This is a genomic window from Streptomyces sp. NPDC052042, assembly GCF_044548345.1.
GTDB lineage: Bacteria > Actinomycetota > Actinomycetes > Streptomycetales > Streptomycetaceae > Streptomyces.
On sequence record NZ_JBIUBU010000001.1, the window covers coordinates 971435 to 983524 of the forward strand.

General features: G+C 70.9%; 8 protein-coding genes. 5 read left to right on the top strand and 3 right to left on the bottom strand.

The genetic code is table 11. The features are described 5' to 3' along the window. The first annotated feature begins 7 nt into the window (after positions 1-7). Complete coding sequence (locus ACIHCL_RS04120; RefSeq protein WP_399856686.1) at positions 8-1831, top strand: alpha/beta hydrolase; 1824 nt, start codon at positions 8-10, stop codon at positions 1829-1831. A 165-nt stretch (positions 1832-1996) separates the two neighbouring features. Continuing rightward, positions 1997-2500 carry a hypothetical protein gene (locus tag ACIHCL_RS04125; RefSeq protein WP_399856688.1) on the top strand — a complete coding sequence of 168 codons (504 nt, stop codon included), beginning with the start codon at positions 1997-1999 and terminating at the stop codon, positions 2498-2500. 733 nt (positions 2501-3233) lie between these two features. Here the strand turns inward: ACIHCL_RS04125 and ACIHCL_RS04130 are convergent. The 3 genes from ACIHCL_RS04130 to ACIHCL_RS04140 form a co-directional block, all read right to left on the bottom strand. After that, positions 3234-4061, bottom strand: a complete 828-nt coding sequence (locus tag ACIHCL_RS04130; RefSeq protein WP_399856689.1) for a sugar phosphate isomerase/epimerase family protein — start codon at positions 4059-4061, stop codon at positions 3234-3236. Then, positions 4058-5221 carry a dihydrodipicolinate synthase family protein gene (locus tag ACIHCL_RS04135; protein WP_399856691.1) on the bottom strand — a complete coding sequence of 388 codons (1164 nt, stop codon included), beginning with the start codon at positions 5219-5221 and terminating at the stop codon, positions 4058-4060. Before ACIHCL_RS04135 ends, ACIHCL_RS04130 begins: the two co-directional genes overlap by 4 nt. 118 nt (positions 5222-5339) lie before the next feature. Next, complete coding sequence (locus ACIHCL_RS04140) at positions 5340-6491, bottom strand: Gfo/Idh/MocA family protein (RefSeq protein ID WP_399856693.1); 1152 nt, start codon at positions 6489-6491, stop codon at positions 5340-5342. Positions 6492-6721: 230 nt separating this feature from the next. On the opposite strand from ACIHCL_RS04140, the gene ACIHCL_RS04145 reads away from it, so the two are divergent. The 3 genes from ACIHCL_RS04145 (at position 6722) to ACIHCL_RS04155 (ending at position 12061) form a co-directional block, all read left to right on the top strand. Continuing rightward, complete coding sequence (locus ACIHCL_RS04145) at positions 6722-7996, top strand: LacI family DNA-binding transcriptional regulator (RefSeq protein ID WP_399856694.1); 1275 nt, start codon at positions 6722-6724, stop codon at positions 7994-7996. Positions 7997-8442: 446 nt separating this feature from the next. Then, positions 8443-11502 (top strand): type 2 lanthipeptide synthetase LanM family protein, encoded by a 3060-nt coding sequence (locus ACIHCL_RS04150; RefSeq protein ID WP_399856696.1) that lies wholly within the window; start codon positions 8443-8445, stop codon positions 11500-11502. A 364-nt stretch (positions 11503-11866) separates the two neighbouring features. Then, positions 11867-12061, top strand: a complete 195-nt coding sequence (locus ACIHCL_RS04155) for a hypothetical protein (protein WP_399856697.1) — start codon at positions 11867-11869, stop codon at positions 12059-12061. The last annotated feature ends 29 nt before the right edge of the window (positions 12062-12090 follow it).

Sequence of the window (12090 nt, forward strand, 5' to 3'; positions counted from 1 at the left end):
GATCGACATGAATCTCACCACTCTCAAGGCCCTGAAGCCGTCCGAATTCGAGCAGGCAGCCGACGGTTACCGAGCGACCAGTGACATGGCCAGTGCGGCCAAGGACCACATCGACAACGTCGTCGCCGCAGGCATGCGCAAGTCCCTCCAGGGTCAGGCACTGGACGCGGCGATCAAGGAGTTGGGCAACCTTTCAGCCAACTTCCACTACACCCGGATCGAGTGCGGCCTGGTCAGCACGGCGCTCAACGGCTTCGCCCACGCATTGGAAGCCGCTCGCAAAAAGCTCCTGTCCGCACTCGACGACGCGCAGGCGCTGAAGTTCACGGTGAACGCCGACGGCAGCGTCACCTACCCCGCCGGACAGTCGAAGAGCGGTGCCGATTCGGCGCCCGAAGGCGGCAGCGTAGGGGGCTCCACCGACCCGACGGCCCAGGCCCTGGGCCGCCAGTCCGCCGGCTTCGACCCCAACCCCCACCACGCCGAAGCCCTCGCCATCGCGAACCGCATCGCCGCCGCCCTTGAGGAGGCGACAGAGGCGGATGCCGAGTGGGGGCCGAAGATCCGTGCGCTGAAGGCGGATGACGATCTCACCGTGTCCCGTCAGGACTTGCGGGACGCCCAGTCGGACATGCGCGGCGTACGCGCGGCGGCCGAGAGCTATCTGGCGTCCATCGGCGCCCCTCCGAAGGATGCCGATCCCCAACAGAACGCCGACTGGTGGAAGAGCCTCAGCCCCGAGGAGCAGGCAGCCTACCTGTCCACCCGTCCCGATTTCGTCGGCAGACTGGACGGACTGCCCGCCGAGGTCAGGGACGAGGCCAACCGGATCGTGCTCGTCGAGAAACAAGCCGAATACGAGATCAACCTGGCTCCGATCCCCGAACCGCCCGCCAATGAGTGGACATGGATCAACGCGGGCGGGTACCCATCGAAGGTCCACACGGACGAGTGGATGGAGTGGAACGAGGCGCACGGCGACGAATACCGGCGCCTGACCGCCGCCCTCAACGGCATGGAGGCCATCCAGAACCGCTTCGCGGACACCGGAAAGGAAGGACTGCCCGAGGCGTACCTGCTCGGCTTCAGCCCAGAGGGGAGCGGCCGCGCCATCATCGCCAACGGCAACCCCGACACGGCTGAGCACCAAGCGGTGTACGTACCCGGAACGACAGCCGACCTGAACGGCATCGGCGGCGACATCAACCGGATGACGGAGCTGTGGCGCCAGACGAACCAAACGGACCCCAACACCTCCGTCTCGACCATCACATGGCTCGGCTACGATGCCCCGCCGAGCATTGTCAAGGACGCGCCCTTCGAGCACTGGGCCTACGACGGAGCGCCCGCGTACCGGCAGTTCATGGACAGCCTCGATGTCTCCCACAGCGGTCCGGAAGAACCCCACCGCACAGCCATCGGGCACTCGTACGGCACCACCCTCATCGGGGCCGCCGCGGAAAAGGGAGTTCTCAACGCCGATGACGTGATCTTCGCCGGAAGCCCGGGGGTCAAAGTGGGTTCGGCCGAGGAGATGGACGTCCCGAAGGGGCACGTGTGGAACGAGGAAGCGGAAGGAGACATCGTCCCGGACATCGGCCGCTGGGGCCACGGCGGAAGCCAGTGGAAGCTAGGCGGCGGAGTAGCCCTCATCCCGAGCGATGAGCTCTTCGGCGCCAACCAGATGAACACTTCCTCCGAGGGCAGCGGACCCACAGCAACTGAAGGAGCGGAAGGCCACAGCGATTACTGGAAAAGAGGCAGCACCGCACTGAAGAACCAGGCGCTGGTCGTAGTCGGAAAGTACGGTTACGTCACCACACCTCAGTAGTCGACTCCACCCTCTGCGCTCTTGCGCACCGAGCCATCACGGACCCGCCGAAAGACACCTAGGACTTTCATGCGCTGCGCACCACTGCCCAATTCACGTCGGCATCGTCGGACTGGCTCCCTTCTGGCTCTCTCTCTGGCCGGACTTCTCCTCAGCGGATGTGGCATGACTGACAGCGGCCCCGGATCCCCCAGCGGCGAGCCCGTAAATTCCGACGAAACAGCTTCCGGAATCCCTTACGCAGGAACTGCTTCCACCGATGAAGCAGTCTCCGCCGTGAAGGAGATCTCCAGTCAGATTTACGACTTCGCCGCCGTGCCCGGCAAGGCCTCCGAGCCGGGCCCAGGCGTCGGTGAGTGCGAGGGAAGGGACAAGGACAAGTACTTCCAGGTTTATCACCCCTGGAACTTCGCCCCCAAAAAGGCCAGCGATATCGACATCGCCATGGAAAATCTCAAGAAGAGGCTCAAGACTGATGGCTGGGTGACCAAAGACCTCTACCACGACAACAGCCCTAACAAGGCGCTCAATCTGATCGCTGACAACAACTCGAAGAAGGTCAGTGTCTGGATCGTCCAGTACTCAAGGGATAAAAACCCGAGCCTGGGTATCGAGGTTGTGTCCGGCTGCTTCCAAATCCCCGATGGACAGAAGATCGACCACTTCTGACACCACTCGACCAGACCACCAATTCCTCCGACCCGCATCACTCGGATACGGGCCGAATCCGCGTTCGGGAAGTGCGGACACTGCCCCGCACCTCCGCGCAGTCACGCTCGGCGACTGTTCGGACGCCGACGACGCCCCGGACGTCGACTTCCGCTTCGAGTTCGATTCGCCGGTTGGTTGGCCGAGTTGATGGTCGCCACTGTCGGACGCGAGTGGCGTGCGACGACGTGTCACGTGTTGAAGCCTCACCCGGTCCAGCACCGCCACCGACCCGTCCTTCCACCCGGCCGAACAGTTGCCCACCCTGCGCCTGCTCCTGCACCGTTTCCTGCGGCCCGGTACCGCCCCCGAGCCGGAGCGCTGAACGGGCACTAGCGGGAGGGCGCACGGGGAAATCGCCCCAGCGGCACAGCCCGGGAGATCGGCCCCCCGGAGCACACCGCGGGGAATCGCCCCGAAGCGCGGTCCAGGAAACGGGCCCGGGCACTATCCGGGAAGGCCGGCCGGCCCGGGGCTCGGTCCGGCGCGGAAAGACACGCGGCACAACGAAACGGGGTCCGGTCGTGATGACCGGACCCCCCTCGTGTTCCCCCTCCGTCAGGGCTTCCCGATCCCCCCAGATCCCCTCCCCCGGAAGCACCCGACGCAAGATACGACCCGGCGGGACGCCGAACGGTTGCAGCGCTTGACCATCTCTTTACCAGATGGGCAAACGGAGCATCAGAAGCGTGTCTCAGCAGGCGTGTTGGGCGTACCGGGCGGCGACCTCCGCGAGGGCTTCGGCGCCGTCGCGGGCCCAGAGGGCCTCGTTGAAGATCTCCACCTCGATCGGGCCGTCGAAGCCGGTGGCCTCGACGAGCGAGCGGAACGCGCGGAAGTCCACGGATCCGTCGCCGAGTTGGCCGCGGCCGAGCAGGACACCGGCCGGGAGCGGGGTGATCCAGTCGGCCAGTTGGAACGAGTGGATGCGGCCGGTCGCACCCGCCCGGGCGATCTGCGCGGGCGCCTGGTCGTCCCACCAGATGTGGTACGTGTCGACGACCACTCCGACCTGGTCGGCGGGGAAGCGTTCCGCGATGTCCAGGGCCTGGGAGAGGGTGGAGACGACGCAGCGGTCCGAGGCGAACATCGGGTGCAGGGGTTCGATCGCGAGACGCACCCCGCGTTCCGCCGCGTACGGGGTCAGCTCGGCCAAGGCGTCCGCGACGCGTTCCCGGGCGCCGTGGAGGTCCTTTTCCCCGGCGGGCAGGCCACCGGAGACGAGGACCAGGGTGTCGGTGGACAAGGCCGCCGCCTCGTCGATAGCCGCACGGTTGTCGTCCAGCGCGCGGGACCGTTCCGCCGGGTCGACGGCGGTGAAGAAGCCGCCCCGGCAGAGGCTGGTGACGGTCAGCCCGTGCTCGGCGAGCAGCGCGGCCGTGCGCTCCACGCCGTACTCCTGGACGGGACCGCGCCACAGGCCCACCTTGTCGATGCCCGACGCGGCGCAGCCCTCGGCCAGTTCGGGCAGCGACCACTGCTTGATGGTCTCCTGGTTGATGGAGAGGCGGCCGTCGCTCATCGGGTGCCCCCCTTGACGCTGTCGCCGCCGTTGACCGCGAGCAGGGCACGCATCCGGGCCTCCGCGAGTTCCGGGTCGGGGAACAGACCGAGCCGGTCGGCGAGTTCGTACGCCTTCGCCAGGTGCGGCAGCGAACGCGCGGACTGGAGGCCGCCGACCATGGTGAAGTGGTCCTGGTGGCCGGCCAGCCAGGCGAGGAACACCACACCCGTCTTGTAGAAGCGGGTAGGGGCCTGGAACAGGTGCCGGGACAACTCGACGGTGGGGTCGAGGAGTTCACGGAAGCCGGGGACGTCGCCGGTGTCGAGGACCCGTACCGCGTGGGCGGCCAGCGGGCCCAGCGGGTCGAAGATGCCGAGCAGGGCGTGGCTGAAGCCCTGCTCGTCACCCGCGATCAACTGGGGGTAGTTGAAGTCGTCACCGGTGTAGCAGCGGACCCCGCCGGGCAGGCGGCGGCGGACGTCGATCTCACGGTCGGCGTCCAGCAGCGAGATCTTGATGCCGTCGACCTTGTCCGGGTGCTCGGCGATGACCTTCAGGAAGGTGTCGGTGGCGGCGTCGAGGTCCGAGGAGCCCCAGTAGCCGTCCAGCGCCGGGTCGAACATCGGGCCCAGCCAGTGCAGGATGACGGGCTCGGACGCCTGGCGCAGCAGGTGCCCGTACGTCTCCAGGTAGTCCTCGGGGCCCGTCGCGGCGGCGGCGAGGGCGCGGGAGGCCATCAGGATGGCCTGGGCGCCGCTCTCCTCGACGACGGCGAGCTGCTCCTCGTACGCGGCGCGCACCTCGGCGAGGGTCACCGGGCCGGCGGGGAGCTGGTCGGTGCCGACGCCGCAGGCGATACGGCCGCCGACCGCCTTCGCCTCGGCGCCGGAGCGGCGGATCAGTTCGGCCGCGCCCGCCCAGTCCAGGCCCATGCCGCGCTGGGCGGTGTCCATGACCTCGGCGACGCCCAGGCCGTGCGACCAGAGGTGGCGGCGGAAGGCCAGGGTGGCGTCCCAGTCGATGGCGGCGGGGTCGTCGGGGCTGATGTCGGCGTACGGGTCGGCGACCACATGGGCCGCCGAGAACACCGTGCGGGAGGTGAGCGAGGCGCCGCAGGGGGCGAGGCCGAGCGGGGTGGTGCGGGGCTCGTACGGACCCTGCGGGAGGTGGATGGTCATGGGGATCAGCTCCGATGCGCCGCGGGCGCCGTACCTGAGAAGGTGGTCGCGCCGTGCGTGAGGAAGGTGGTCGCGCCGTGCGTGAGGAAGGTGGTCGCGCCGTGCGTGCGGGCGGTGGTCACAGGGTCAGTCCGGGGACGTCGAGGCGGCGGCCCTCGGCGGCGGACTTCAGGCCCAGCTCGGCGAGCTGGACGCCGCGGGCACCGGCCAGCAGGTCCCAGGAGTACGGCTCGTCGAGCACGATGTGGCGCAGGAACAGCTCCCACTGGGCCTTGAAGCCGTTGTCGAATACCGCGTTGTCGGGAACCTCCTGCCACTGGTCGCGGAACGACTCGGTGACCGGGAGGTCCGGGTTCCAGACCGGCTTGGGCGTGGTCGAGCGGTGCTGGACGCGGCAGTTGCGCAGGCCCGCGACGGCGGAGCCGTGCGTGCCGTCGACCTGGAACTCGACGAGCTCGTCGCGGTTGACGCGGACCGCCCAGGAGGAGTTGATCTGCGCGACGGCGCCGCTCGCCAGCTGGAAGATGCCGTACGCGGCGTCGTCGGCGGTGGCGGTGTACGGCTCGCCCTGCTCGTCCCAGCGCTTCGGGATGTGCGTCTGGACGTGCGCCTGGACGGTGGTCACCGGGCCGAACAGCTCGTGGAGCACGTACTCCCAGTGCGGGAACATGTCGACGACGATGCCGCCGCCGTCCTCGGCGCGGTAGTTCCACGACGGGCGCTGGGCCTCCTGCCAGTCGCCCTCGAAGACCCAGTAGCCGAATTCGCCGCGCACGGACAGGATCTCGCCGAAGAAGCCGCCGTCGATCAGGCGCTTCAGCTTCATCAGACCCGGCAGGAAGATCTTGTCCTGGACGACGCCGTGCTTGATGCCGGCGTCGCGGGCCAGACGGGCCAGCTCCAGGGCGCCCTCGACGTCCGTGGCGGTGGGCTTCTCCGTGTAGATGTGCTTGCCGGCCGCGATCGCCTTCTTGAGCGCGTCGACGCGGGCCGAGGTGACCTGGGCGTCGAAGTAGATGTCGACGGTGTCGTCCGCGAGGACCGCGTCGAGGTCGGTCGACCACTCGGTCAGGCCGTGCCGCTGGGCGAGCTCCTCCAGCGCGTGGGCGCGGCGGCCGACCAGGACGGGCTCGGGCCACAGCACCTCGCCGCCGCCGAGGTCGAGGCCGCCCTGCTCGCGGATCGCGAGGATCGAGCGGACCAGGTGCTGCCGGTACCCCATGCGTCCCGTCACACCGTTCATGGCGATGCGCACTGTCCTGCGTGTCACGAATGTTCCTCCATACAGCTGGGGCGAGCACCGGCGTCGACATCGGCAATCGACGTCGGCAACCACATCGTCGACGACATGGCGGCGTAGCAAGCGCTTTCTATCGAGCATGACGCTAGCCTGCCGACAGCGACCCGGACAAGAGGGGGCACGCTGACGGCTTCTCCCACCCCTCACCTCTTGTCTCTCACCTCTTGTCTCTCACCCGTGTCGTTCCTCGGAGGAAAGTGATGACAGCCACCCTGGCGGACGTGGCGGCCCGCGCCCGGGTGTCCGCGGCCACCGTCTCCCGCGTGCTGAACGGCAACTATCCGGTGGCCGAGGCCACCCGGGCGCGGGTGCTGCGCGCGGTGGACGAACTGGACTACGTGCTCAACGGCCCCGCGAGCTCGCTGGCGGCGGCCACCTCGGACCTCGTCGGCATCCTGGTCAACGACATCGCCGACCCGTTCTTCGGGATCATGGCGGGGGCGGCGCAGTCCGAGATCGGCGAGTCGGGGGCGGGAAGCGGTTCCGGGCAGGCCGGGTCCGGGGCCGGTTCCGGGGCCGGTTCCGGGGCCGGTTCCGGGCAGATGACCGGTTCGGGCCGGGCGGGCGCTTCCGGACGGACGGGCGCTTCCGGACGGACAGGTACTTCCGGACGGGCGGGGGGCGAAAAGCTCGCCGTTGTCTGCAATACCGGCGGTTCCCCCGAGCGCGAGCTGACCTACCTCACGCTCCTCCAGCGTCAGCGCGCCGCGGCCGTGATCCTGACCGGGGGCGCGGTGGAGGATCCCGCCCATCAGGCGGCGATCTCCGCCAAGCTCACGAAGCTCGCGGACGCGGGCACCCGGGTGGTGTTGTGCGGGCGGCCCCCGCTGACGGGCGGCGAGGCGGTCGTGGCCGCGCTGGCCTTCGACAACCGGGGCGGGGGCCGCCGACTCACCGAACACCTGCTCGCACTCGGACACACCCGGATCGGCTATGTCGCGGGCCCGGCGGAGCGCACGACCACCCGGCACCGGCTGGAGGGTCATCGGGACGCGATGCGGGCGGCCGGACTCATCGGTTACGGGACCGGCCGTGACACCGGGGACGCGGGGAGCAAAGGCTCGGCCGAGGGCGCGTACGACGAGGACCGACTCACCGTCCACGGCCTCTACGACCGCCGTTCCGGGTACGAGGCCACGCTTGAACTCCTGCGCCGTGAACCGGAGGTGACGGCCGTCGTCGCCGCCAACGACACGGTGGCGCTGGGAGCCTGCGCGGCGATCCGGGAACGCGGGCTGCGCATCCCCGAGGACGTCTCGGTGGCGGGCTTCGACGATCTGCCGTTCTCGGTGGACGCCGTTCCGGCGCTCACGACCGTACGGCTGCCGCTGTTCGAGGCGGGCGCGCGGGCGGGCCGGCTGGCCATGGGCAAGGAGACACCGCCGCCGGGCGGCATCGCGACGATCGGGGCCGAGTTGATGGTCCGGGGGTCGACGGCACCGCCGCGCATGAGAACGGCGAACCGCGGACGGTGAGCCGGAAGCGGTGGAACGCTCACACGCCGGGCGGTGAGTGGTGAACCGGAAGCGGTGAGCCACGGACGCCGGACCGTGAACCGCGATCGCCGACGGTGAATCGCCGACGCTGAACCGCACAGGGTGAGCCGCAAAGCCGACCGGAACGGTGGGTCGGTGGGTCGGCGGGCCGGGAACGGTGGGTCGGCGGGGACCGGGAAGGGGTGGACCACAGGGCCACCGGACGCGGTGGACCACGGGGTGACCAGGAGCGACGGACCACAGGTCACCGGGCTCGGTGAGCCCGAGCGGGTGAGCCCGGAGGCGGTACGCACCCGTAGATCCGCACCCCCCGGATACGCGCCGGGGCAGAAAGATGGGGGCGCTGCACCCATGTCCGCCGGGCTTCGCGTCGGGAGTATGGACGTGGCGGACCGGTGGTGCCGGCGCCGGACCGAGGAGGTGCGATGACGAGTGACGAACCGATGGGCGGCGCACGGCTGTGCGTCTCCTCCGCGACACGTCCGTCGGCGGCGGCGGCCGACACGACGACCGGTCCCTCCGCCGCGGCCCGGCCGGGAGCGCACGAGGCCGCCCTGCTGGACGGAGCGTGGTGGCGCCCCGCGCTCACCAGCGGTGAACCGCTTCCCGACCACGCGCCGGACTGGGCGGTGTTCGTCCGGGACGCGGTGTCCGCCGCTCCGGAGAAGGCGCAGGCCGGTGACGGCAACGGCTTTCCCGGGCTGCGCGGCTTCGAGCGCGTCCTCGCCCCGCTCACGGCCCGCGCCTCCGAACGCCTGCGAACGGCACTTCCCCAGAAGCCGTACCCCTATGCCGACCTCTCCTTAGTACGGCGGGACTTCGAAAGGCATCTGGCCAGGCGGCTCGCCCGGCTCGCCGCGCGCACCCTGGTGCTGGAACTGCACCTGGCGCGGAAGGACGGACGGCTGGCCGGGCAGAGCCCCGAGGACCGGTTCGCCGACTTCGTGCGGCAGTCCGGTTCCCGGACCGGGCTGGCCAAGCTGTTCACCGCGTACCCCGTACTCGCCCGGATCCTGGCGCGGGCCGCGCTCGACGCCGCCTCGGCGCTCGCCGAGATGCTGACCCGGTTCGCCGCCGACCGGCCGGCGCTCCCCGGCAGGGCGGCGGACACGGGAACCCGCGGGGCGGACGGGCGGACGGACGGCGGGCCGCACGGACGGCTGGTGGGGGTCGAACCGGGTGCCGGGGACGGCCACCGGGGCGGGCGGACCGTGATGCTGCTCCGGTTCGAGGACGGCTCCCGGCTCGTCTACAAACCCCGGCCGCTCGCCGCCCACCGCCACTTCAACGAACTCATCCGCTGGTTCAACGCCCTGCCCGGCACCCCGGCGCTCCGTTCGCTCACCGTGCTGGACCAGGGGGACTACGGCTGGGTGGAGTTCGCCGCGGAACGGCCCTGCCGCTCCGCCCGCCAGGTCGAGTCCTTCTACCGGCGCCAGGGCGCACTGCTGGCCCTGCTGCACGTGCTGGACGGGACCGATCTGCACTACGAGAACCTGATCGCCGACGGGGAGCACCCGGTGCTCGTCGACGTCGAGACGCTGTTCCATCCGCCGCTGCCCGCCGCGGAGTCGGACGATCCGGCGGCCCGCGCCCTGCACGACTCGGTGCATCGGGTGGGGCTGCTGCCGCAACTGCTCGTCGGGGACGAGACGGCCCTCGACATGTCCGGCATCGGCGGCGGGCAGGCCGCCGCCTCCCCCGTCGCCACCGCCGACTGGGCCGACGCGGGGACGGACCGGATGCGGCTGGTACGCCGGCCCGGCCGCTTCGGCGACTCGGCCAACCGGCCCCGGACGACCGGAAGTCCGGCCGACCCGTTCGCCTTCACCCGGGCGCTGTGCGCCGGTTTCCGCGCCGGATACACCGCGATCAGCCGGGCCCGGAACGAACTCCTCTACCCGGGCGGTCCGTTGGATGAGTTCGCACACGACGAGGTGCGGGTGGTGGCCCGGCCGACCTGGGTCTACACCACGCTCCTCGACGAGTCCACGCATCCGGACCTGATGAAGGAGGCGAGCGAACGACACGAGGTGCTGGCCCTGTTGGGCACCGACGTCCTCTCCCCCGCCGCGCTTCCGGGTCTGCTGGACGAGGAACTCGCCCAGTTGTGGTCGGGGGACGTGCCGCTGTTCACCGCCCGGCCGGAGGACACCGGCCTGTGGAGCGGAACGGGCCGCCCGCTGCCCGACCCCCTCCCCCGGACGGGGCTGTCCCGGGTCCGGGCGAAGCTGGCGGCCATGGACACGGTGGACCGGCAGGACCAGGAGCGGATCATCCGGGCCGCGATGGTGACCACCTCGCACGAGCCCGCCCACGGCTCCGGCTCCGGGCCGCGCAGGGTCCCTACGGCGGCGACCGCCCCCGAACCGGAGCATCTGCTCGCGGCGGCCCGCTCGGTCGGCGACGAGCTGGTGTCCCAGGCGTACTCCGGGCCCACCCGGTTGAACTGGATAGGGCTGGAACTGCTCGGCGAACGCTACTGGCGGCTGGGGCCGATGGCCGCCGACCTGGCGGGCGGCTACACCGGTGCGGCACATTTCCTCGCCCAACTCGCCGCGCTCACCGGCGCGGACCGATACGCCGCGGCGGCCCGGGACGCGCTGGCGCCCCTCGCCGGGTTGCTGGACGCGCTGCACAGCCGCCCGGACGACCTCGGCCCGGTGGGCTCGGGCGCGTTCGCCGGGCTCGGCGGCATCGCCTACGCCCTGGGACAGGTCGCGGAGACGCTGGACGATCCGCGTCTGCGTGAACTGGTCGTCCCCGCACTGCGGTTGACGCGCGCCGCGGCCGTCTCGGAGAACGAGTACGGGGTGCGCGGCGGTACGGCCGGCGGGCTGGTCAGCCTGCTCGCCGGCTATCAAACCACCGGCCGGGCCGATGTGTGGCGCGGCGCCGAACACTGCGCCGGGCTGCTGCGCGAGGCGCCGTTGCCGGACAGCGCCGGGTTCGCCGACGGGGCCGCCGGGGTCGGCTGGGCGCTGCTGCGGTTCGCGGAGGCGGGCGGCGGTGAACCGTACCGCGCCTCGGGGCTGGCGGCGCTGCGGTCCGCGACCGGCAGCGTGGACTCCGGCGCCTCCTGGTGCCGGGGACGGACGGGCGTCGCCCTGGCCGTGCTGGACAGCCCCGCGGCTCGGGCCGACCAGCGACTGGCGGCCTGGGCGGGCGAGGCAGTGGCGGACATCGCACGGTCGGACCCCCCGCTCGACGACAGCCTGTGCCACGGCGAGTCGGGGGTGCTCGAACTCCTGCGTCTGGGAACGACGGCGAGCGTCCGCGGCCGCTGGGTGGAACGGGCGGGGGCTCTGCTGGCGGCGGCCGACCGGGCCGGGCCGCGCAGCGGAACGCCCGGCCAGGTGCCGCATCCGGGGCTGCTGACCGGCCTCGCGGGGATCGGGCACGGGCTGTTGAGGGCCGGCTTCCCCGACCGGGTTCCGTCGCTGCTGCTGCTCGCCGGAGCCCCGGCGCCGGCCTCCCCCGGGTGAGTGCCGGCACCGGATGGGCACGCGGCACACCCGTCGCGGCGCACCCGGTCACCGCACCCGCCGCCGTACTCGACCACGCGCACGGCCCGCGCATCCCTACGTCGGTAGGCAGCGGGCACCTGTCCCCCGACAGGTCCGCGGGCCCGGCTCCCCCCGGCCCGCGGACCGACGCTCCACGCACCTGACGGAAACCGATTCGGAACCACTCCGGCACACCGCACCGGAGCACGGTTCCAGGACACCGCTCCGGGACACAGTTCCGGGACACCGCTCCGGGGCACAGTTCCGGAGACACCCACTCCGGGCACTGCCCGGGACCGCTCGGGAATCACCTCGGAACCACTTACGAGAAGAGGCAGGAACCATGCAGATCAACGACATCTCGGCCGCCCACACCACCGAACTCCTCGACGACGCCGCCACCGAACACCCCGCCGGACGGATCACGCTCGGCGCACACGGTGGCCTCGGGCTGCGCAGCAGGCTGCTCAGAGTCGCGGAGGGCGAGACCGGCTACACGCACGATGTGCCGTACACCACGATGACCGCTCCTTTCTGATTGGATATCAACCTGCCAGCAGATCAAGC

Excerpts from the sequence above, each read along its gene's own strand:
- ACIHCL_RS04120 (WP_399856686.1), top strand. The coding sequence starts at position 8 with ATGAATCTCACCACTCTCAAGGCCCTGAAGCCGTCCGAATTCGAGCAG.
- ACIHCL_RS04125 (WP_399856688.1), top strand. The coding sequence starts at position 1,997 with ATGACTGACAGCGGCCCCGGATCCCCCAGCGGCGAGCCCGTAAATTCC.
- ACIHCL_RS04130 (WP_399856689.1), bottom strand. The coding sequence starts at position 4,061 with ATGAGCGACGGCCGCCTCTCCATCAACCAGGAGACCATCAAGCAGTGG.
- ACIHCL_RS04135 (WP_399856691.1), bottom strand. The coding sequence starts at position 5,221 with ATGACCATCCACCTCCCGCAGGGTCCGTACGAGCCCCGCACCACCCCG.
- ACIHCL_RS04145 (WP_399856694.1), top strand. The coding sequence starts at position 6,722 with ATGACAGCCACCCTGGCGGACGTGGCGGCCCGCGCCCGGGTGTCCGCG.
- ACIHCL_RS04150 (WP_399856696.1), top strand. The coding sequence starts at position 8,443 with ATGACGAGTGACGAACCGATGGGCGGCGCACGGCTGTGCGTCTCCTCC.
- ACIHCL_RS04155 (WP_399856697.1), top strand. The coding sequence starts at position 11,867 with ATGCAGATCAACGACATCTCGGCCGCCCACACCACCGAACTCCTCGAC.